Origin of the sequence: Streptomyces vastus, from assembly GCF_039532825.1 — a bacterium.
In the GTDB taxonomy this organism is placed as follows: domain Bacteria; phylum Actinomycetota; class Actinomycetes; order Streptomycetales; family Streptomycetaceae; genus Streptomyces; species Streptomyces vastus.
This window is the reverse complement of record NZ_BAAASJ010000098.1, coordinates 1,651-21,367: the sequence shown is the minus strand read 5'-3', so window position 1 is coordinate 21,367 and position 19,717 is coordinate 1,651. Positions and strand designations below refer to the sequence as shown.

At 69.9% G+C, this 19,717-nt stretch carries 19 protein-coding genes and 1 pseudogene; 8 read left to right on the top strand and 12 right to left on the bottom strand.

Features of this window, described 5'->3' with window-relative positions; genetic code table 11:
- Positions 1 to 115 precede the first annotated feature (115 nt).
- Positions 116 to 2,203, bottom strand: coding sequence for a hypothetical protein (locus ABD357_RS30720; RefSeq protein ID WP_344394276.1), 2,088 nt, complete (start codon positions 2,201 to 2,203; stop codon positions 116 to 118).
- Positions 2,204 to 2,355: 152 nt separating this feature from the next.
- Here ABD357_RS30720 and ABD357_RS30715 point away from each other — a divergent pair, with 152 nt between their 5' ends.
- Both ABD357_RS30715 and ABD357_RS30710 read left to right on the top strand, forming a co-directional pair.
- Entirely contained in the window at positions 2,356 to 2,478 is a 123-nt protein-coding gene (locus ABD357_RS30715) for a hypothetical protein (RefSeq protein ID WP_344394437.1), read from the top strand.
- Positions 2,463 to 3,027, top strand: a pseudogene (locus ABD357_RS30710) (MFS transporter); the annotation flags it as partial. The gene ABD357_RS30715 and the pseudogene ABD357_RS30710, both read left to right, overlap by 16 nt.
- Here the strand turns inward: ABD357_RS30710 and ABD357_RS30705 are convergent.
- Together ABD357_RS30705 and ABD357_RS30700 are read right to left on the bottom strand one after the other, a co-directional pair.
- Entirely contained in the window at positions 2,929 to 3,168 is a 240-nt protein-coding gene (locus tag ABD357_RS30705) for a DUF397 domain-containing protein (RefSeq protein WP_344394275.1), read from the bottom strand. The pseudogene ABD357_RS30710 and the gene ABD357_RS30705 sit on opposite strands and share 99 nt — an antisense overlap.
- The gene (locus ABD357_RS30700) at positions 3,165 to 3,989 is read right to left on the bottom strand and encodes a helix-turn-helix domain-containing protein (RefSeq protein WP_344394274.1); all 825 of its coding nucleotides are present in this window, start codon (positions 3,987 to 3,989) and stop codon (positions 3,165 to 3,167) included. The genes ABD357_RS30705 and ABD357_RS30700 overlap by 4 nt, the downstream gene beginning before the upstream one ends.
- 86 nt (positions 3,990 to 4,075) lie before the next feature.
- Between ABD357_RS30700 and ABD357_RS30695 the strand changes: the two genes are divergently transcribed.
- Together ABD357_RS30695 and ABD357_RS30690 are read left to right on the top strand one after the other, a co-directional pair.
- Entirely contained in the window at positions 4,076 to 4,534 is a 459-nt protein-coding gene (locus ABD357_RS30695) for an ATP-binding protein (RefSeq protein WP_344394273.1), read from the top strand.
- Between the two features lie 52 nt (positions 4,535 to 4,586).
- The gene (locus ABD357_RS30690; RefSeq protein WP_344394272.1) at positions 4,587 to 5,714 is read left to right on the top strand and encodes a beta propeller repeat protein; all 1,128 of its coding nucleotides are present in this window, start codon (positions 4,587 to 4,589) and stop codon (positions 5,712 to 5,714) included.
- On the opposite strand, the gene ABD357_RS30685 is transcribed toward ABD357_RS30690, so the two are convergent.
- From ABD357_RS30685 to ABD357_RS30675, 3 genes are all read right to left on the bottom strand, one after another.
- Positions 5,711 to 6,076 carry a PH domain-containing protein gene (locus tag ABD357_RS30685; protein ID WP_344394271.1) on the bottom strand — a complete coding sequence of 122 codons (366 nt, stop codon included), beginning with the start codon at positions 6,074 to 6,076 and terminating at the stop codon, positions 5,711 to 5,713. The genes ABD357_RS30690 and ABD357_RS30685 overlap by 4 nt on opposite strands.
- A 56-nt stretch (positions 6,077 to 6,132) precedes the next feature.
- Entirely contained in the window at positions 6,133 to 6,963 is an 831-nt protein-coding gene (locus tag ABD357_RS30680) for a hypothetical protein (protein WP_344394270.1), read from the bottom strand.
- Positions 6,964 to 7,037: 74 nt separating this feature from the next.
- On the bottom strand, positions 7,038 to 7,703 hold the full coding sequence (locus ABD357_RS30675) for a nucleotidyl transferase AbiEii/AbiGii toxin family protein (protein ID WP_344394269.1): 666 nt from the start codon (positions 7,701 to 7,703) through the stop codon (positions 7,038 to 7,040).
- Between the two features lie 540 nt (positions 7,704 to 8,243).
- Between ABD357_RS30675 and ABD357_RS30670 the strand changes: the two genes are divergently transcribed.
- Both ABD357_RS30670 and ABD357_RS30665 read left to right on the top strand, forming a co-directional pair.
- Positions 8,244 to 9,851 (top strand): hypothetical protein, encoded by a 1,608-nt coding sequence (locus tag ABD357_RS30670; protein WP_344394268.1) that lies wholly within the window; start codon positions 8,244 to 8,246, stop codon positions 9,849 to 9,851.
- Positions 9,852 to 10,113: 262 nt separating this feature from the next.
- On the top strand, positions 10,114 to 11,220 hold the full coding sequence (locus tag ABD357_RS30665; RefSeq protein ID WP_344394267.1) for an NAD(P)/FAD-dependent oxidoreductase: 1,107 nt from the start codon (positions 10,114 to 10,116) through the stop codon (positions 11,218 to 11,220).
- A 27-nt stretch (positions 11,221 to 11,247) separates the two neighbouring features.
- Here ABD357_RS30665 and ABD357_RS30660 read toward each other — a convergent pair whose 3' ends face one another.
- The 6 genes from ABD357_RS30660 to ABD357_RS30635 all read right to left on the bottom strand — a co-directional run bounded on the left by ABD357_RS30660 (position 11,248) and on the right by ABD357_RS30635 (position 17,533).
- Complete coding sequence (locus ABD357_RS30660; protein WP_344394266.1) at positions 11,248 to 11,679, bottom strand: nuclear transport factor 2 family protein; 432 nt, start codon at positions 11,677 to 11,679, stop codon at positions 11,248 to 11,250.
- Between the two features lie 103 nt (positions 11,680 to 11,782).
- Positions 11,783 to 12,751 (bottom strand): endonuclease/exonuclease/phosphatase family protein, encoded by a 969-nt coding sequence (locus ABD357_RS30655; RefSeq protein WP_344394265.1) that lies wholly within the window; start codon positions 12,749 to 12,751, stop codon positions 11,783 to 11,785.
- Between the two features lie 285 nt (positions 12,752 to 13,036).
- Positions 13,037 to 14,242: an ROK family protein gene (locus ABD357_RS30650; protein ID WP_344394264.1), complete on the bottom strand. Its 1,206-nt coding sequence runs from the start codon at positions 14,240 to 14,242 to the stop codon at positions 13,037 to 13,039.
- Positions 14,243 to 14,255: 13 nt separating this feature from the next.
- Positions 14,256 to 15,536, bottom strand: a complete 1,281-nt coding sequence (locus ABD357_RS30645) for a sugar ABC transporter permease (protein WP_344394263.1) — start codon at positions 15,534 to 15,536, stop codon at positions 14,256 to 14,258.
- Positions 15,533 to 16,309, bottom strand: a complete 777-nt coding sequence (locus ABD357_RS30640) for an ATP-binding cassette domain-containing protein (protein WP_344394428.1) — start codon at positions 16,307 to 16,309, stop codon at positions 15,533 to 15,535. The genes ABD357_RS30645 and ABD357_RS30640 overlap by 4 nt, the downstream gene beginning before the upstream one ends.
- A gap of 126 nt (positions 16,310 to 16,435) precedes the next feature.
- Entirely contained in the window at positions 16,436 to 17,533 is a 1,098-nt protein-coding gene (locus ABD357_RS30635) for a sugar ABC transporter substrate-binding protein (protein WP_344394262.1), read from the bottom strand.
- Between the two features lie 244 nt (positions 17,534 to 17,777).
- Between ABD357_RS30635 and ABD357_RS44890 the strand changes: the two genes are divergently transcribed.
- Together ABD357_RS44890 and ABD357_RS30630 are read left to right on the top strand one after the other, a co-directional pair.
- Positions 17,778 to 18,293, top strand: coding sequence for a thiamine pyrophosphate-dependent enzyme (locus ABD357_RS44890; protein WP_425585068.1), 516 nt, complete (start codon positions 17,778 to 17,780; stop codon positions 18,291 to 18,293).
- Positions 18,290 to 19,717 (top strand): vanadium-dependent haloperoxidase (locus ABD357_RS30630; protein WP_344394261.1); only part of this gene is annotated, 1,428 nt, incomplete at its 3' end. The genes ABD357_RS44890 and ABD357_RS30630, both read left to right, overlap by 4 nt.

The following is a 19,717-nucleotide window of genomic DNA, read 5'->3' as shown; positions in this document are numbered from 1 at the left end:
GCAGGCCGCCTGCGCCGGCGCACCGCCGACCGCGGCGGGCTGCCGCCCGCCCTCGTCTCCCGTGAAAGCGCCCGGAACGCTTACGGAAAGATAGCTACCGCGCCAGTCTCCGCCTCTAGCCGGTGACGGCCGTGACGTGCGTGCGCCCGTTCGTGGTGCACAGCACGAGGGCCGTACCGGAGATCTTGTCGGCCAGCAGCCCTCGCTTCCCGGTGCAGGGTTGGCGAGCGACATCGCTGGAAGCGGTGACCCATACGGGTTGTTTGCCCGGTCCTTCGTAGTGCGCGGCCAGGGAGACCAGGGTCCCGGACTGTGTGAGGGCGAGTATCGGCTGGTAGAGGTCTCTGCGTCCGGCATCCCGCCCGCGCCGGGCTTCGAAGAGTACGTCGCTGTCCGCGAGGCCGGCGACCGGGTCGCCACGCCTGGGGACCACGGTCCACCGCGCGTCGAAATCGTCGCCGTGCACCATCTTCACGGTGTCTCCCCACACCTCCAGCAGATGGTGCACCCCGTCACTGCGGACGAACGTGGCGTCGGGCGCCGCATCCGCCACCGGCGACTTCGCCCACCTTTGGTCTTGTGCTCTGTCGCTGTCCGAGAGGCTGATCCGCGCCCGGTACGCCTTACCGGCGCAGTCCCACGCGGTCTCCACCAGGGTGGTGACCGAGGCCGACAGGATCCGCAGGGGTCCGCTCCGGCAGCCTCGCGGGGGAGCCGGTACGGGCATCTCCGCGTGGGCGAGCAGTGGTTGCAGAGGCGGAGGCTGGTACGCCGGGGGCCGCTCTGTCCGCAGCTCTGCCGGGGCTTCCGGCTCGGGGAGGACGGCGAAGACGGACCGGTCCGCACAGTCGTCCATGAGCAGTTGCCCGGATTCGGGCGCATGGCGGTAGTAGTCGACGAGGTGGATGCAGCTTCCGTACCGCCTGTCGGCCCTGGCCACCGGCTCGGCATCGCTGCGCCGTACGGCCACGATCGCATCGTCCCAGGTCGTCAGATGCGCGTACTTTGCGTCGGACAGGCTGACCAGCCGCGGCCACGGATACTTCTGGGCGGCCGGCGTGATGAAGTGCCATGTGGCCAGGCGTGCCTGTGGAAGCACCGAACTGCCCTCGACCTTCCCCGTGTAGGCGTCGACGGCCAGCACGACGGTGCCGATCAGTACCAGCACGGAGCACCCCTCGCTGACCGCCACCTGGGTCAGCTCCGCGGTGTCCTGACGGCGTACGGTGAGGGACCACCGCCGGGTGCCGTCCCGCGCGTCGTGTCCCACGATCACGGAGCGCCGCGAGGATTCCTCCAGCGCGACGAGGGTGCCGCGTGCCCGCTCGCCGCGGCCGCACATGCTGAGCGTCACCGGCCCCTTGAAGTCGCGCTGCCACGCCACGCGCTCCGGCCGCTCCGGCAGCTGGACGAATTTTTTCCTGCCGTCCCATTCGGCCGCCCCCCTGTGAAGCCTGTCCTCCGGCACCGTCACGGAGTCGGCGAGCTGCCCCCACCAGGGCCCGAGTGCTTCCCTCCGCTCCCGCTGGAGTCCGCTGGCCCCGAAGGCGGTCCCCGCTCCCAGCAACCCGCCCACGAGCACTCCGGCGACCCCCGCGGCCATAGCCCGGCGGGCGTGCCGCCGCAGTGTTGCCCCGGTCGCATAAGGACGTTCATAGTCCTCGGGACCAGGTCCAGGTCCAGGTCCAGGACCAGAGTTGGGGTCGGGGTCGGGGGCGGGGGCTGTCCGCGGACGCCGACGGCGGACCAGCATCACGACACACAGCACCAGGACCACGGCGGCGGCCAGGGAACAGGCCAGCGGCGCGGCCGGCGGTTCGGCCGAGTACACCGTGTGCCACTCCTCCGGCGGCACGTCCTCGTACGAGGGCCGGGCACTGATCTGATCAGGCCGCCGCCCGTCCAGGACGACTTTCTCGCGGGGCCAGGCCAGGAAACTCACGACCCCCACCGCCACGGCCGCGCAGCCGGCCACCCCGGCCCACGCCGTGTATTTCCGCTCCCCCATCCCCGCCACGAACAGCACCGCCGCCGCCACCAGCGGGCCCCACACCCACCAGGGCGCGCGGCCGAAGTCGTCGTCCCGCCACGGCGTCCACGGGGCAGCGACAGCGGCGACAGCGAGCGCCACGGTGGCCGCGAAGATGAATGTCGCCCACAATCGGGCCTGTTGTGGATGTTCCGCCCGTGCCTTCTCGACCATGCGGCTCCCCCTTGAGGGAAGGTTAGCCGCGAATGCCCCATTCCGGGTCGGCAAGCCATCAGGTACGCCCACTCCAGTCTGTGCATCAGCGGATGGAGGAGAACCGCCTCAGGAGGAAGCTGGAAGAGCTGGCTCAGGGCTGCCCTCTGCCGGTGAAACACACCTTGGTGTACGCGGCCACCGACTCGCCCCTGCTCTCGGCGCTGAGCATGTTCGGGCCGTCGGCGGACCGGCTGCCGCCCCGCGCGACGATCACGGGCTCCCGAACGGCATGATCGTCGGCTGCGAGTCGCTGTACGTCCCGTACGCCCCGACCACGCGGGCCTGCTCTTCGCCTGTGCGGCGCTCGGGATGTTCGCCGGGGATGTGACGGTCGGCCGCGTTCTCCCGCCCCGAGTGGGCCCCGGCTCGGCATCCCGCTGCTCCTGCTCCTGGCTCCGCCGTACCTGCTGTTCGCTCTGCGACCGGGGGTGCCGGTGGCGGCGGTTGTGGTGGCGGTGGCCTCCGTCGGCTTCGGCGCGAGCCTGGTCCAGCAGGAACAGCTGATGGCCCTCACCCCGCCCGAACTCAGCGGTCACGCCCTGGGGTTGCACTCCGCCGGGATGCTCACGATGCAGGGGGTGAGCGCCGGGCTGGCGGGGGCGGTGGCTCAACTGACTTCGCCTGCAACGGCGATGGTGGTGATGGCCGTCGCGTCGATCGCGGTGACGGTTGCGCTGTCGCTGTCAGTCGCGGGCGAGCGTGAGGAACGACGTCCAGGTGGCGGGGGTGACGGTGAAGAGCGGGCCGTCGGGGGTCTTGGAGTCGCGGATGTGGATGGCTGAGGGGTGGGTGGCTACCTCGACGCAGTCGCCGCCCTCGCTGCCGCTGTAGCTGGACTTCCGCCATGCGTAGGCGACTTCGAGGCAGTCGCCGCCCTCGTCGCCGCTGTAGGTCGACTTGAACCAGTGCAGTGCGCTGCTCATTGCTCTCCCAGCAGACGGTCCAACAGGCTCCTGGTGTCCTCGGTGTTGAGGGCCTGCGTCCGCAGCATCGCATACTTCTGAGCGAGGATCGCCACCTCGTCTGGATCACCGACCAACTGGCTGCCGCGTTGGGTTTCGCTGTAGGCGAGGCGCTGGTAATCGGGCGTCTCCAGCAGGACGAAGGGGCCGTCGAGGGCAGCGTGCATGGTGCGCCCGAACGGCAAGACTTGCAGGGCGAGTCCGGGCCGTTCGGCGTACTCGCGCAGGCGCCGCAACTGCTCCACATACACCTCCTTGCCGCCCAAGAAGTCCTGAAGCACCGCCTCCCAGATCACGAAGCTGGTGGTCGGCGGCACCTTGCGGTGCAGAATCTGCTGACGCTCGATACGCGCCGCGACCTTCTGCTCGATCTCGTCCTCGTCGTAGACGGGAACGCGGCTGCGGAAGACCGCCCGGGCGTAAGCCGTCGTCTGCAACTGACCGGGCAGCACCTGGTTCTGGTAGGAGGAGATCGCGATCGCCTGCTGCTCGTAGTCGACGAACTCCTCGGCGAAGCGCGGGATGAGGTCCACCTCGGGCATGTTGTCCACGGCCGCGGCCAACACCCCCTTCGTGTCTAGGATCTTGTCCAGCTGCTCCGCGAAGTCCCCCTTCAGTGGCCGTCTGCCCTGCTCGATCGACGCGATCGTCTCCTCGTCCACCCGTGCCCGCTCGGCGAGCGTGCGCTGGGTGAAACCGGCCGCCCGCCTCAGCACAGCCAACTGCGCGCCGACCATCTTCATCGCCGAGGCGTTCTTGCGCGAACGCGTCCTGGAGTTCATACAGGTCCAACTCCCCACCGCGGTACGTACGTTCACTGCGACAGGCCCGTACAAGAAATCCGTACGAGCCCACGCACTGCTCCATCATGGACACAGAGCGTGACACTCGTCCTGTGAACAACGAAAACTCACCCGCTCCCCGCGAACGCTTCTACCGGCGGGAACGCCAATCGATCCCGGCGGCAAGAGAGTTCACGAAGGCCGCGCTGAAGGACTGGGGCGTACCGGAAGCGACGTACGGCGATGTCCTGCTGTGCGTCAGCGAGCTCGCGACGAATGCCCTTGTCCACGGCGTACCCCCGGGCCGGGGCTTTCGGCTCTGCCTGCTCCCGTACGGCGACGGAGTGCTCCGCGTGGAGGTCCACGACAGCGGCGACGGGGAGCCGCGTGTCGTGCCGTCCGAGGGCGAGTCGGGGCGGGGCCTGCTGCTCGTGTCGACGGTGGCGGACAAGTGGGGCGTGGCCGAGCGGGACCCGGGGAAGATCGTCTGGTGTGAGTTCGGGCCCGCCGTGCGGGAGGGCCGACCTCAGGTGCAGAAAGCGTAAAGGGCGCAACTGTTGCGCTGCCGTACCGCTCTACCCGTACGTGAACATGCGCATGCTCAAGGTCAACATGGCGCTCGCCGCGATGCTGCTCCTGTTCGTCACCGTGGCAGGCCTTCGCGCCGTGATCGACTCCGGTATGACCTGGAAGTACGACAAGGTCTTCGAAGAGACGGGCGAGCTGTACGACGTGATGGCGACCGCCGACGACGACATCTGGGTGGCGGGCGACAGCTTCCTCCTGCACGACGACGGAACCGGATGGCAGCGGCGTCCCATGCCGGCGTCGTTCGGCAGCAACCTCTTCGAGCATGTGCGCCTCGACGCTGTGGGCTCCAGCGGCATCCTGCTCACGGCGAGCATGGAGGAGGGGGGAGCGCCGCACATGGCCCGCTGGGACGGCACGCGCTGGACGGCGCTGCCCGAGCTGCCCGACGGCCACCCGGTCGCTGATGTGCGGGCTTTCGCAGCGGACGACATCTGGGTCCTCGACGGCGAGGCCGGCACGTCCCACTGGGACGGCGCCCGCTGGACTGCCATGGACCTGCCCGTCTCCGTCACCTCACTCGACGGCGTCGCGTCCGACGACCTGTGGGCGGTCGGCTACCACCACCCGCACGGTCCCGACGAGGGCCTGGGGCTGCCGGGCGCCCAGCCCGCCACCGTGCACTGGGACGGCCGCGCCTGGAAGCCCGTACCGACGCCGGAGTACCACTACACAGTCCCTGCGCCCGAGCAGCTGGCCTACTTCACCGAGGTCGTCGCGCTGGCGAAGGACGACATACGTGTCTACGGAGACCACACCTCCATCTCCGAGGACGACGAAGGCGACCCCCTACCGGAGGCCATCCGGTCGCGCTGGAACGGCACCGGCTGGATCAAGCTGCCGAACTCGCACGGAGCGTGTTCCGATCGCGGCCGCTGGGTCCGCGACGGTGAGCGCGGGGTGGTGCTCAGCGCCGGCCGGTACCTCACCGCGGGCGGCAACTGCGAAGGGATCTCGCTGTCGGAGCTGCCGAGCGCCGACTGGATCGAGGCCGGCTCACAGCAGTCGCTCCGGCTGAACGCCATCGCGGCGGTCCCGGGGACCGACAAGATCCTCGGCGTCGGCTCCGCTGAAGCCGCCCATGACGGCAGTTCCACGAGCAGATCGGTGATCGTCAGCCTGAAGCGCAGCCCTTAGCGCGCCACGAACTGCGTGAGGATCGCCTGGACTTCGTAGATGTCGACGCCCTTGGTGAAGGTCTTCTCGATTGGCGCCGGGGTGCCGGAGATCCAGATCTTCAGCTCGGCGTCGAGGTCGAAGTGGCCGGCGGTCTCGACGGAGAAGTGGGTGATGCTGCGGTACGGGACGGAGTGGTACTCCGTCTTCTTGCCGGTGATGCCCTGCTTGTCGATGAGGATGAGGCGGCGGTCGGTGAAGAGGATGGTGTCGCGGATCAGCAGGTACGCGGCGTACACCTGCTCATCCTGCCCGAGCAGTCGCCCGTACTCGTGCTGAGCCTTCCCCGGGTCGACGGTGTGGGCGTTTCCGAACAGTGCCATGTGAAGTCCCCCATCGGATGGCGAAGTTGGCGGTTCGCGTACCGCCGGCTTGCTCTTCAGTGTCGCAGGAGGTCGGCATAAGCGCGGGTCTGCTCGGAAGCGTTGCGGTGCCAGTCGGCCTGGGTGCGGTGTTCCTCGGCCAGGGAGGGTTCGGCGGTGACGAGTTGATCGTAGACGGTGGCTATCTCGTCGTGGACGGTCGCGAGGGCGAGCCGGTTGGCGCGTACCGCTTTCGCATGGCCGCGGTGGGCGGTGAGCAGCGTGAGGGGGGCACCGTCGGTGGACGAGGGGGCCGCGGGGCCCTGGGCGTGCAGCGTGCTGTACTCGTCGTTCAGCTTGTCGGCCTGCGCGTCCAGGTCCATGCGGCGGATGTGCAGGGCGGAGCCGCGGGTGCGGAGGCTGGCCTCGTACGCGTGGGAGCCGGGGAAGCGGACCGCGTCCAGACCTGACGTGATCGCGTGCGGGCGGTCCGGGCGCAGGGCGGCGTAGCGGGCGTCCGCCTCCGCCGCCACATCGAGGGTCTTCAGGTGCGGCGGGAGGGCGCTGCGCCCTGTGGCCGCCCAGGCATGGACGTCGCCATACCACTTCTCGTGGGCGGACTGCCGGGTGATGCCGGCGGCCTCGCCGATCTGGTACCACGTGGTGCCACGCTCGCGTTCCGCGACCACCGCCTCGCGTACCACGTCCTCCACGCGGCGCTGGAGCCGCAGCGCGGTGCGGAGCAGGTCGCCGGGCTCCGGGTCGGGCTCGACCGGTATGGCATCGAGGACGGCGTCCGCCAGTTGACGGAGGGTCAGGGCCAGGGCGACGCGGGACTCGTCTCGGGGCGACAACCTGTGGAGCTCGTCCGTGGCCGGAACGGAGGACGCGTCTGCGGCATCGGTCATGCCGTCAGGCTATCCCTGACACCCGGCCGTCGTCGGGCTTTGCCTGAGGGGTCCAGTAGTCGCATTCGGTACGGTCATTCGTCTTCCGGGATGCCCATCTCCAGAAGCCGCTCCGCGATGTCGTCCGCCCACTCCTGAGCCCAGCGGCGCAGGTGTGTGATCGCCTCGTTGTCGAGTCCGTGGGCGGCGAACTGTCTGTCGTCGATCAACTCCGCGCCGACCAGGCGGGTTTGGAGATCGCTGAGGTCGAAGGTGTCGGGGGCGTGGCGGCGGCCCAGTTCCTCGAGTTCGGGGCGGGTCCAGTGGTCCGCGGCGGCGTGTACGTCGACGAGGTCGCGGGCGAGGCCGCGGTCGGCCAGGGCGCGGACCTTGGTTCCGACGACGTCTTCGAGGGAGAGAGTCAGTCCGTACTCGGTCTGCACGGGCGGATGCCAGAGGGCTTCCTTGTACAGGTCGACCTCGCACTCCTCGCTCGTGCCCGGCTCGGCGACGATCAGTCGTGCGGCGAGCGGTTCCGCCTCCAAGGCCCTTACCTCCCAGCCCCGTTCCTCCAGCGCCGCGGCCACATCGGCGGCGATCTTCTCCAAGGCCTCAGGACTCTCTGTGGCGAACTCCAGCTCCTGGCTGAGCCGCTCGACCAGCCTGTGTGCCCGCACCGCGTACCCGCCGGTGAGTGCGAGCGGATAGGGGGCGCCCGCGGTGAGCACATCGGCGAGCAGGCGACGGTACGGGTGGGCCATGCACCGATTATCGACCGGGGGGTTCGGGTGTGCGCTCCGCGGCATGCGTGAGAGTGATCGTGCCGTCACATTCCGTTCAGCATTTCTTCCGTACGTTCGGGACCCGTCCCCAGTCACCTGCGGGAGCATAGGGGGCCTGCGATGGAGCAAGAGGTCCCGTCTGTACGGCAGTTGGGGGAGTGAGTCGGTATGAGTGGGTCCGAAGAGCCGTCGGGTATCGGTGGCACGGGAGAGCCGTCGGGCAGCGGACCGGAGCCGGAGTCCACGTCGCCGCCCGCACCCCCGTCGTCGCCTCCGCCGCCCGCGCCGCCTCCGCCCGACGTACCTCCGGCATCACCCGAGCCACCGTCGTCCGCGCCGGAAACACCTCCGTCGCCGCCCGAGCCTCCGTCGTCCGTGCCGGAAGCACCTCCGTCGCCGCCCGAGCCCCCGTCGTCCGTGCCGGAAGCACCTCCGTCGCCGCCCGAGCCCCCGTCATCGCCCCCGCCCCAGCCCCCGCTGCCCGACAGTCCGCCGCCCGTCCCGCCGGCCTCCGAGTGGTTGACCTACACGCTGCCGGAGGACGAGCCCGAGGACGCCGTGCCCGCGGACCCGTGGCGGGCCGCGGCAGCCGGGCTGTTCAACCTCTCCGGGCTCGGGCTCGGGTACGTGCTCCTGCAGCGCTGGCCGCAGGCCGCCCTGTGCTGGATCGCGACCGGCTGGCTGCTGGTGGCCGCGCTGCCCGCCGACCCGGACGGGGTTCCGGGCGGGGCGGTGTGGGCGTACGGCCTCGTACTGGTGCTGGCCGCGGCCCACGGGGCGTGGCTGGCGCGCCGTACGCGGCTGACGTTGCCGTGGCGGTCGACGGTCGCCGCGGGGCTCGGGCTCGTGCTGCTCGCCGTGCCGGCCGGTGGCGCGGTGGGGTACGAGGCGGCGCGGGAAGAGGCGTACCAGCAGATGCTCCTCGACCGGCTCGCCAAGACGGACCGGCTGGTCACCGCCGCCTCTCAGCGGGACGGCGGCTTCGCCGAGGCCAAGCAGGACTACGAGCGGGCGCTGAAGGCCTACCGTGCGCTCGGCGACGACCATCCCGGCACCCGCGCGGCACAGCGCATCCCCGACCGCCTCGACCGGTACTACGACACCGTCGCCGCGCCCTACCGCCAGAAGCAGTACTGCGAGGCGCTGGAACCGCTGCGCTATCTGTGGAAGCTGCCCGACACGATGGGCAAGCAGCGGCTCGGCTCCCTCGCCGACTGGCCCGAGGAGCCCCTCGCCACCTCGCTCTACGAGTGCGGCGTCACGAACCTCGGCGCCGACGCCGTGACCGAAGCGAAGGCGAACGGCGGCGCACTGGCCGACCTCCTGAAAACGTTCCCCGACTCGGCGCAGGCCGCCAAGGTCGGACCGGCCGTCAGCGCGGAGATCGCGAACCGGTCCAAGGCGCTGAAGGGCAACGACCCGTGCCCGGCCAGCAAGGAGTTGCAGGCCATCAGCCAGACCATGGTCGACCTGCCCGCGGGCAGCCCTGGTGACGGGCTGCGCACGGACGCCGTCGACGCGGTGGAGTCCGGCGCCTACGCCTGCGGGGTCGACGAGTTCGAGGACGACAAGTTCGGCGCGGCGGCCGAGACTCTCAACGCCTTCGCCGACAAGTACGAGGACAACAAGAACGCGAAGCGCGCCCGGCAGATCGCCATCGCCGCCGAGATCGCCGAGGAGCGGCCCGAGGCGGGCCGGAAGCTGCCGCCGTCCCGCAGTCCGGGCGGCGCCAAGATGCCCTTGGAGATCAGCAACGACGCCCCGACCGCGGTCGAGTTCCTCTACACCGGCCCGGTCACCGGCCGCATCACCCTCGCGGCATGCGGCGACTGCACCGAGTACTCCAGTGAGTCGGAGGCCCAGGGCAGCGCCTGCTCGAACAGCAGCATCGCCTACCCGACCGACTATCTCAGCCTCCCCGCCGGCAATTACCACACGCTCATCAAGTACGCGGACGCAGACGCGGAGGACGTGACGAACGAAGCGGACGGCATGAGCATCGATCCCGGCTACACGTACACCAACTGCACGTACGTGGTGAGCGAGAGTAGCTACCCGGGATATCCGACCCTGCCGGACCTCCTCGAGCCGATCGAGCCGATCGAGCCCCTCGAGCCGAGGGTCTGACGTCGCAGACAAACGTGCCCAGCGAGCATTGCGGTCCGATCCGGCCGGGGGCCCGAAACGGCGGAACCTGTCCACTCGTCAGGACCGTTGCTGGCGACGGCCCATACATCAGCCCCTTCGTCCCGTCACTTCACAGAATTCGCACAACACAAGACCGCAACTTTAAGTTTCAAGTCATAGGCTCGCCAACAGTCGAGTGGCCGAAACGCGGCGGCATGCGTCGCGGCCCTCGTTTCCCCCCACAAGGCACAGGAGATTCGGCGTGCGTGACCGCGACATAGTGGTGATCGGCGGCGGCTATGCGGGCGTCCGTCTGGCGAAACGGTTGGACGGGCAGGCGCGCGTCACGTTGGTGGACCGCAAGGAGGTCTTCTTCCACCGCGTCGCCTCGCTGCGCGCGGGCGTGGATCCGGAGTGGACGGGGGCGCCCTTCATTCCGTACGACCGGCTGCTCACCAACGGCCGGGTCGCCGTGGGCAAGGTGGTCCGCATCGACACCACCGAACGGCAGGTGGCGCTCGCCACCGGTGAACGGCTGCCGTACGACGTGGTGGTGATCGCCACCGGCGCCGACTACCCCGAACCGGCCCGCTTCACCGGCACCACCCCCGAAGAGGCGGCCAAGTCGTTCGCCGAACACCAGCAGAACATCGCGACCGCCCAGCACGCCCTCGTCGTCGGCGGCGGGCCCTCCGGTGTCGAACTCGCCGCCGAGATCCGGCTGGCCCGGCCGGACGCCCGGGTCACGCTCGCCCACTCCGGCCCTGCGCTGCTCCACTCCACGGGCAGCGCGCGGGCCGCGCGCAAGGCCCTCGCCTGGCTGGAGTCGCACGATGTGGAGGTACGGCTCGACTCCTTCATGTCCCCCGGCAACGACTTCGGCACCTACCGCGACGCCCGCGGGAACATCATCGACGCCGACCTCTCCTTCTGGACCACGGGCACGACCCCCAACACGCTCTGGCTGCGGCTGGCCGGACACGGCGACTGGCTGAACGCGGCCGGGCAGGTCAAGGTCGACAAGTCGCTCCGGGTCGAGGGGTGGAAGGACGTGTTCGCGGTCGGTGACGTGAACAACATCAGCGAGCTCAAACTCACCCCCGCCGCGCTCGCCCAGGCGGACCTCGCCGCCCACAACATCCGTATGTACCTGCACAGCTCGGGCAAGCATCGCAAGGAGCCCCGCTTCTACCGGCCGATCCACCGCACGCCGCTGATCGTGCCCTTCGGCTCGGCGGACGGGGTGACCATGCTGCCCGTACCGGGCGGCGAGACGGCGGTCCTCGGCGGCCGGACCAGCACTCTGGCCAAGGCGAAGAACCTCATGACCCCGTACATGCGACGGCAGTTGGGGTACACAGCGGCCTGAGCCCCTGGCCGGTTGCCGCCCGCGTCGTCAGGGGGTGCACGCCACCGCGATCGACACGCTGTTCTCGTACAGGTGGTGCCGGGTGATCCGGCCGCCCTCGACGGTGAGGCGCAGCGCAAAGGGGCCCGCGAACGACTTGCCCGTCGCGCGGACGGTCCCCGAGAGGTGACCCGTCAGGACGGCGTCGGTGCCGTCGACGAGGAGGGTGTCGACGGACGCGTGGGCGTCCTCGGGCACGGTGTGCTCGGTCAACTCCGTGAACTGGGCGGCGCATTCGGCTGCGGTGGAGCGGGGCCGGATCCAGGGCACCACGGGATTCTCGGCGAGCAGCCAGTCGACCTCGTCGGCGAAGAGCGCGGCGAGCCCCTCGGTGTCCCCGGCTAGGCGGAGGGCGAGGTACTTCTGGACGGTGGCTCGGGTGGCGTCAGCGGTGGTGGTGTGCGTGGTGGCTGTTGTCATGGGGCCAAGCCTGCCGGGGCGCCGACGGAGCGTCGATTACGTCGGAGGTAAGAACTGGAACGGGACGGTGAGTTCGGTGGGTTGGGCAGCCACGGGATCGTCGTCATGAGTCAAGACGTACGCGGCCGACCACCGGCAAGTGGTCGCTCCCGGTCGAGCCCAGGGCCGATACCTCGGTCACCTCGACCCCCTTGCCGAGCACGTGGTCGATCCGCGCCACCGGCAGGGACGCCGGCCAGCTGAACGCGAAACCCGAGTCGGGAGCGGACAGTTGGGAGGTGAGCGGATCGAGCCCCCGGTCCTGCACGGTGCCGTTGAGGTCGCCCACGACCAGGAGCCGCTCGGCCGGGTCGTCCGCGATCCGCGCCCCGAGCAGCGCCGCGCTCTCGTCGCGGGCCGCCGACGCCAGGCCGGTCGCGCCGAGCCGGATCGACGGCAGATGGGCCACGTACACCGCGACCTCTCCCTCGGGTGCGGCGACCGTGGCCCGCAGTCCGCGCTGCCAGCCGTCCGGGAAGCCCGCGGGCCGGATGTCCACGGCCCGTACGTCCGACAGGGGGTACGCGGACCAGAGCGCGACCGTGCCGTGGACCGCCCGGTGGGGGAGGGAGCCGCCCAGGACGTCCTCGTACGCGCCGCGCGCCGCGGGCGTCAGCTCCTGCACGGCCACGAGGTCGCCGCGCGCGCCGAGCAGCGCCCGTGCGGTGCCGGAGGGGTCGGAGTTGTCGTCGGCCACGTTGTGCTGAACGACGGTCAGGTCGTGCGAGTCCGGCGACGAGCCGAACCACAGCGCGCCGAACATCCAGAGCCAGGCAAGTGTGGGCGCCAGACAGGCGAGCAGGCCCACCACCGACCGCTTCAGCAGCGCGAGGCAGCCCAGCAGGGGCACGGCCACACCCAGCCACGGAAGAAACGTCTCAAGGACGCTCCCGAGACGCCCGACCCGGTTGGGCACGGCGGAGTGCAGAACCAGCAGCCCGGCGACACCGACGGCACACACGACGAGCCCGTACTCCCACCGCCGCACGCTTCGTAGCTCTCCCCGTACGGCCCGCACCACTTGTGAAACCACATGCCCTCCTTGCTCGGACGGAGGACGCGCATCGCGGCGGGGCGGTTCCTCCGCTTCCCGCCGTGGACGGGGCCCGCTGACGGGACCCGGTGAATAGCGTCAGCGCGTGCGCGCCACATCCGGCGACTGGAGAAGGCGCCGGCCGCTCAGAGCGGCATCGCCGGCCCGTCCGTCCCGGAGAGGGAGCCCACCCCGACGGCTTCCTCCGTCTGACACCAGGCTGCACCTGGCCGTCGAGCGGGGCGCCGCGGTCCGGCCTTCGTGCCGGTCGCGACGCCGTACCGGCTATGCGCCGGCGCGGGCCAGCGTCTCCAGAGGGCCGACCAGGATCTCGGAGAAGGCGAGTTCGGCGGCTCCGATGAGCACCGCGTCGTCGCCGAGTTCCCCCACGCGCAGCCGCAGGCTCTCGCGGGAGGCCCTGAGGGCGAGGCGGTTGATACGGCTGCGGATCTGGGCGGCCGAGCCGAGGAACACCTCGCGGAGCGTCCCACCGAAGATGACCGTGCGCGGGTTGAGCACATTGACCAGGTTGGCGACGCCGATGCCGAGCCAGTCGCCGACGTCGTGCAGGGCGGCGCGGGCGGTGATGTCGCCCCGGTCGGCCGCTTCGACGACGGCGCGTACGGCTTCCCGGCCGGTGGCCGACGGGTCGCGCTGCGCGGCCTCCAGCAGGGCGCGCTCCCCTGCCTCGGCTTCGAGGCAGCCGCGCGCCCCGCAGCCACAGGGCCTGCCATTGCGCGGGTTGACGACCATGTGCCCGATCTCGCCGCCGTATCCCGAGTCGCCGCCCAGCAGTTGGCCACCGGTGATGACACCGCCGCCGATGCCGATGTCGCCATGCAGGTACACGAGGTCCTGGCAGCCGGTGCCGGCACCGCGCAGGTGCTCCGCGAGCGCACCGAGACTGGCCTCGTTGCCCACCGAGACGGGAAGGCCGAGGCCCAGCCGGCGCATGAGGTCCTCGCCGAACTCCTCGTCCTCCCAGCCGAGGTAGGGGGCGGCGCGGACGAGGCCGTCGGGTCGGCGCACCATCCCGCGCACGGCGGCGGCCACGCCGACGCAGTAGGTGCCGTGCGGTGCCGTGCCCACCATGTCCAGCGCGGAGCCGGCGAGGACCTCGGCCACCTTGCCGGCGTCGCGACTGCCGGGGAGTACGGGGATCTCCCTGTGGTCGAGGAAGACCCCGCCCAGGCCGATGCGCGCGACGGCCAGCCGGTCCACGCCCACGTCGAACGCGAGGACGTACACGCGGTCGGACTCGGGCCGTACGACCAGGGACGGCCGGCCGGCCCTGCCGGTCTCACGGGGCAGTTCCTCACGGACCAGGCCGGCCGAGCCCAACTCGCTCACCAGACCCAGGATGGTGCTGCGGTTGAGTCCCATGCGCTCGGCCAGGACGGCCCGCGACATGGATCCGCCGATGTGCACATGACGGAGCAACGTGCCGAGGTTGTGCCGGCGAATCTCCTCCTGCGAGGGACCGGCTTTCATGGAGCCACAGACCTCATCGTTGTACGGCCCGGCGACGGGACAGCGCATCCACGCCTGCGGCCACCAGCAGAACCGAACCCGTGACAGCGTACTTGACCCCTGAGCTGTACCCCATCAGGCCCATGCCGTTCTGGATGACCGCGACCAATATGCCGCCGAGCACGGCGTCAACGACCCTGCCCCGCCCGCCGAACAGGCTCGTCCCGCCGATCACGGCGGCGCCGACCGCCAGCAGCAGCACGTTGCTGCCACCGGTGTTGGGGTCGACCGAGTTGCCCCGGGACGCGGCGATGATGCCGCCGACCGCGGCCAGGGACGAGCAGATGACGAACGCGGAGATCCGGATGGCCGCCACGTTGATGCCGGCCCGGCGGGCCGCCTCTGCGTTACCGCCCACCGCGTAGATGTGCAGGCCGAACGAGGTGCGCTGGAGCAGGAACGTACCGGCGACGAGCAGGACGGCGATGACCGGCACCACGATCGGCACGCCCTTGAGCGAGTCGACGATGACGTTGCGGCTGCGCTCCTGGTTGAGCAGGTGGACGGCGATCGCACCGAGCACGGCCAGGCCGCCGATCCTGACTGCGAGCAGGGTGAAGGGAGCGGTGGCGAGCCCGCGCCGCCGGCGGTTGCGGTTCTGCCGGAGCTGGATCGCCGCGTACGCCCCGACACTGACGGCGAGCAGTACCCAACCCAGCGCAGGGGAGAGGTTGTTGTTGGCGACGGCCAGGATCGTCTGGTCCCGGATGGAGATGTTGGTGCCTTCCTTCAGCAGCATCAGCACGATGCCCTGGAACCCGAGGAAGGCGGCCAGGGTGACCACGAAGGAGGGGATGCCGACCTTCGCCACCAGCACGCCGAGCAGCAGGCCGATGACCGTGCCGGTGAGGATCGCCGCGCCGGCCGCGCCGTACCAGGGCCATCCGTGGTCGGTGAGCAGGATGGCCAGGACGGCGGCGCAGACCCCGCTGGCGTACCCCGCGGACAGGTCGATCTCGCCGAGGAGGAGGACGAAGACCAGGCCCATCGCGATGGCGATGCTGCCCGCGCCCTGGGTCAGCAGGTTGGCGAAGTTCAGCTCGGACAGGAAGACCGGGCGCAGGGCGGCGAAGAACACGCACAGGACGATCAGGCCGAGTACGGCGGGGAGGGCGCCCAACTCGCCGCCCCGTACCCGCTCGACGTAGTTCCGGGCGACCGAGCGCAGACTCGCGGTCCCGGCCGCTCCGTTCTTCTTCGACGTACCGGGGCCGCGCGGCAGCTCCGGCTTCTCGGGGGCGACTGCGGCGGTCATGCGGTGGCTCCGTTGCTGTGGGCGAGGCCGAGGTCCCCGCTGCGGCCTGAGGTGATGAGTTCGACGACCTGGGAGTGCGTCACGTCCGACGTGCTGACCTGGGCGGCCATCCGGCCCAGGTAGAGGGCGGCGATCCGGTCGGACACCGCGAAGACGTCGTTCATGTTGTGCGAGATCAGGACCACGGCGAGGCCGTTGTCGGCCAGCCGCCGGACCAGTTCGAGGACCTGTGCCGTCTGGGCGACACCGAGCGCAGCGGTCGGCTCGTCCAGGATGACGACCTTGCTGTTCCACAGCACGGCCTTGGCGATGGCCACGGTCTGCCGCTGGCCTCCGGAGAGACTGGAGACCTGCTGGCGGATGGACTTGACGGTGCGGACCGACAGCCCTTCGAGGGTCTGGGCGGCCATCTCCTCCATCGTCGCGTCGTCCAGGACGAGTCCCCGGCGCTTCTCGCGGCCGAGGAACATGTTCTGCACGATGTCGAGGTTGTCGCACAGCGCCAGGTCCTGGTACACGATCTCGACGCCCATTGCCGCCGCGTCACGCGGGCTGTGCACCTGGACCTGCTCATTTTCGAACCAGTACTCGCCGCCGTCGATCGGGTGGATCCCGCCGATGCACTTGACCAGGGTGGACTTGCCTGCGCCGTTGTCTCCGACCAGGGCGGTCACCTCCCCCGGGTGGACGTCGAAGGACACGTCGTGCAGTACCTGCACGGCGCCGAAGCTCTTGTCGATCCCGCGCAGTCGAAGGATCGGGGTCGCTGTCATGGAAGACGCTGTCATGGAAGACGGCTCCTTACGGTCGTGAGGTCGCGGGCCCCGGGGGGTGGGAGCCCCGGGGCCCGCGGTCGGGCCGGCCGGACAAGGGGTAACGGTCCGGCCGGCCGGTCAGGGCTACTGGATGCCGGCCTTGGTGCACAGGGCGGCGTACTTGCCCGTGCACAGCTCTTCCTTGGTGACGAAGCCGTCGTCCACGACGTCCTTGACGTTGTCCTTGTAGATGGCCACCGGCGTCTCCAGCACGGACGGGACCTTGCGCTTGCCCTCGGGGTCCTCGACGGTCGCGTTCGTCTCGCCCTTCTCGCCCTTGGCGAGGGATATGGCGAGCTTGGCCGTGGCGTCGGCCTCCTTCTTGACCGCCTTGTAGACGGTCATGCACTGGTCGCCCGCGAGGATGTTCTGCAGGCCCTGCACGGTGGCGTCCTGGCCGGTGACCGGGACCTCGCCGTTGCGGTTCTGCTTGCGCAGGACGGCGATGGCCGCGTTGCCGAGACCGTCGTTGGCGGCGAGCACGCCACCGATCTGGCGCTCGCTGGTGAGCATCTGCTCGAAGATGGTGCCGGCCTGGGCGTTGTCCCAGTCCGGGACGGACTGGTCCGGGCCCTTCACGTACTCGCCCGACTTGTACTTCGGGTCGAGGACGCCGTTGTAGCCCTCGGCGAAGAGAGTGGCGTTGTTGTCCGTCGGGGAGCCGTTGAGCGTGGCGACGATGGGCTTCTCGGCCTTCATGTCGGTCAGGCACTTGCTGAGGCCCTCACCCTGCAGCTTGCCGACCGCGGTGTTGTCGAAGCTCACGTAGTACTGGGCGGAGCCGCCGAGGGTGAGCCGGTCGTAGTCGATCGTGGCGACGCCCTGTGCCTTGGCCTTGTCCAGAACCGCCTTACCCGTGCCGCTGTCCAGGTTCACGATCACCAGAACGTTCACGCCGCTGGTGATCATCTGGTCCGCGATGGTCTGGAACTCCTGCTTGTCGCCCTGTGCGTTCTGGATGTCGTACTCGACGCCCGCCGCCTTGAACGCCTCGGAGAGGTACTTGCGGTCTGCGGTCTCCCAGCGGGCCGAGGACTTGCTGTCCGGGAGGATCACACCGATCTTCGGCTTGGCGTCGGAGCCGGAGCCGGAGTCACTGTCGCTCGACGAGGAGCCACCACAGGCGGTGAGCGAGCTGACGAGCGCCACCGAGGCGGCTGTGAGGAGGAGTCCCTTGCGCATGGGCAGGGTCCTTTCTGGTGTTACGGCCGGACGACCGGACGTACGAGGGTGGTGAGAAGGAAGGCGAGAAGCGCGCTCTCGGCGGAATTGCCGGGTGTCGGGTGATCCGCCCGGCTGAATGTTGTGAGCGGGAACTTACGGCGCTCTGGAACCCGTGCGCCAGAGTGCGGGAGGCGCTATTTGTCATCCGCCATAACAATTAGGTGACGCTGTCGCAACGTGGCGGCCTCGCCGCCCCCTGTGGATGACGGCGGTGGTCTCCAACGACAACGCCTACGGCAACGTCCGGCGCATCCAGGGGGACGAGTTCGAGGGCCGGTTCATCGGCAGGGACCTGTCCAGCCCCGACTTCGTACGCCTCGCGGAGTCGTTCTCGGTGCCCGCTGTCCGGGCCGAGGCCCCGGCGCGGCTCGCAGCGGCTCGCAGCGGCTCTCAAGGACTGCCTCACCGAACCGGGCCCCTCACTGATCGAGGTGCCGGTGGCCGAGATGCCCAGCGTGTGACCACTGCTGCTCGGCGGCTCACCCGGTTCGGTCCGGGACTGAGAACTCCCGACAGACGGGCGCGACCGCTTCGACGTCTCCTCCGGCCGTCATCGCCCGTGCCCGGTCTGATATGGAGGCGGAGGTTCATGCTACATATGTGCAAATTCTCGCGATTGCTCGTTTCCTCGCAACAGTCCTACGTGCCCGGGCGTCTCCAAGGGAAAGGAGAGCCGTTCCACGCACAACTCACGGGGGAACACGGGGGATTCATATGAGTGACCGTCGTTTTGCCGCGCGCGACGCGCGGATCCGGGCCGCCGAGGCCGAGTTCCAGCGCCACGTACCGGTCCACACCGCCAACGGGGAGGAGACGGACCACCCGTTCGTCGCCAACTACTCCAAGGCATTACCGCACAACAAGTACGGAGAGGTCGACCCGGCCGCTTACAACCTCTTGCGCCGGGCGCTGGCCACCGGCGCTTACGAGGACTTCGAGCGGATCCCGCTCGGAGACACCCGCAAGCTGGTCAACCCGCAGGCGGGACTGGCCTTCGACCCGCAGGGCCCGGACGCTCAGGCGTTGTCCGTACCGCCTGCGCCGCGTATCGACAGCGCGCAGAACTCGGCCGAGGCGGTCGAGCTGTACTGGATGGCGCTGTGCCGTGACGTGCTGTTCACCCGGTTCGGCGACAGCGAACTGGTCGCCGAGGCCGCCACCGAACTGAGCGGTCTTGAGGACTTCCGGGCACCCAAGCAGAACGGCCTGGTCACCCCGCAGACGATCTTCCGCGGCGACACCCGCGGCGACCTGGTCGGGCCGTATCTCTCGCAGTTCCTGCTCAAGGACATCCCGTACGGCACGCTGCTGGTCCCGCAGCGGCAGGACACCCTGGTCCGCCCGGTCGACCACCTGACCACCTGGGGCGACTGGCTGGAGGTGCAGAACGGCTCCGAACCCGAGCCGGACGAGCGGGACTTCGCGACCCGACGGTACATCCAGACGCCGCGCGATCTGGCGCACTACGTGCACTTCGACGCGCTGTACGAGGCGTACCTCAACGCCGCCCTCATCCTGATGGGCCTGAACGCTCCGGTCGACGCGGGCAATCCGTACAACTTCTCCCGCAACCAGATCGGCTTCGGGACGTACGGCGGCCCGCACATCCTCTCGCTCGTCACCGAGGTGGCCACCCGCGCCCTGAAGGCGGTGTGGTTCCAGAAGTGGTACGTGCACCGGCGGCTGCGGCCGGAGGAGTTCGGCGGCCGGGTCCACCAGCAGCTGCGCGGGCAGCGCGAGTACCCCATCGACTCCGGGGTGCTGGACTCCGTCGCCGTCAAGCGGGTCTTCGAGAAGTACGGCAGCTACCTGCTGCCGCAGGCGTTTCCCGAGGGCAGCCCGACCCATCCCTCGTACGGCTCCGGACACGCCACGGTGGCGGGTGCGTGCGTGACCATGCTCAAGGCGTGGTTCGACGAGTCGCACATCTTGCCCGACCCGGTGGTGCCCAGCACCGACGGCACCGCTCTGGAGCCGTACACCGGTCCGGACGTCGACCGGCTCACCGTCGGCGGCGAGCTCAACAAGGTCGCCGCCAACGTCGCCACCGGCCGCAACATGGCCGGCGTGCACTGGCGCACCGACTACACCGAGGCGGTCCGGCTGGGCGAGGAGATCGCCATCGGGGTCCTGCGCGAGGCC

Bases quoted from the DNA above. Each gene is read 5' to 3' on its own strand.
- ABD357_RS30720 (WP_344394276.1), bottom strand. From the start codon at position 2,203: ATGGTCGAGAAGGCACGGGCGGAACATCCACAACAGGCCCGATTGTGG.
- ABD357_RS30705 (WP_344394275.1), bottom strand. From the start codon at position 3,168: ATGAGCAGCGCACTGCACTGGTTCAAGTCGACCTACAGCGGCGACGAG.
- ABD357_RS30700 (WP_344394274.1), bottom strand. From the start codon at position 3,989: ATGAACTCCAGGACGCGTTCGCGCAAGAACGCCTCGGCGATGAAGATG.
- ABD357_RS30695 (WP_344394273.1), top strand. From the start codon at position 4,076: ATGGACACAGAGCGTGACACTCGTCCTGTGAACAACGAAAACTCACCC.
- ABD357_RS30690 (WP_344394272.1), top strand. From the start codon at position 4,587: ATGCTCAAGGTCAACATGGCGCTCGCCGCGATGCTGCTCCTGTTCGTC.
- ABD357_RS30685 (WP_344394271.1), bottom strand. From the start codon at position 6,076: ATGGCACTGTTCGGAAACGCCCACACCGTCGACCCGGGGAAGGCTCAG.
- ABD357_RS30680 (WP_344394270.1), bottom strand. From the start codon at position 6,963: ATGACCGATGCCGCAGACGCGTCCTCCGTTCCGGCCACGGACGAGCTC.
- ABD357_RS30675 (WP_344394269.1), bottom strand. From the start codon at position 7,703: ATGGCCCACCCGTACCGTCGCCTGCTCGCCGATGTGCTCACCGCGGGC.
- ABD357_RS30660 (WP_344394266.1), bottom strand. From the start codon at position 11,679: ATGACAACAGCCACCACGCACACCACCACCGCTGACGCCACCCGAGCC.
- ABD357_RS30650 (WP_344394264.1), bottom strand. From the start codon at position 14,242: ATGAAAGCCGGTCCCTCGCAGGAGGAGATTCGCCGGCACAACCTCGGC.
- ABD357_RS30645 (WP_344394263.1), bottom strand. From the start codon at position 15,536: ATGACCGCCGCAGTCGCCCCCGAGAAGCCGGAGCTGCCGCGCGGCCCC.
- ABD357_RS30640 (WP_344394428.1), bottom strand. From the start codon at position 16,309: ATGACAGCGACCCCGATCCTTCGACTGCGCGGGATCGACAAGAGCTTC.
- ABD357_RS30635 (WP_344394262.1), bottom strand. From the start codon at position 17,533: ATGCGCAAGGGACTCCTCCTCACAGCCGCCTCGGTGGCGCTCGTCAGC.
- ABD357_RS44890 (WP_425585068.1), top strand. From the start codon at position 17,778: ATGACGGCGGTGGTCTCCAACGACAACGCCTACGGCAACGTCCGGCGC.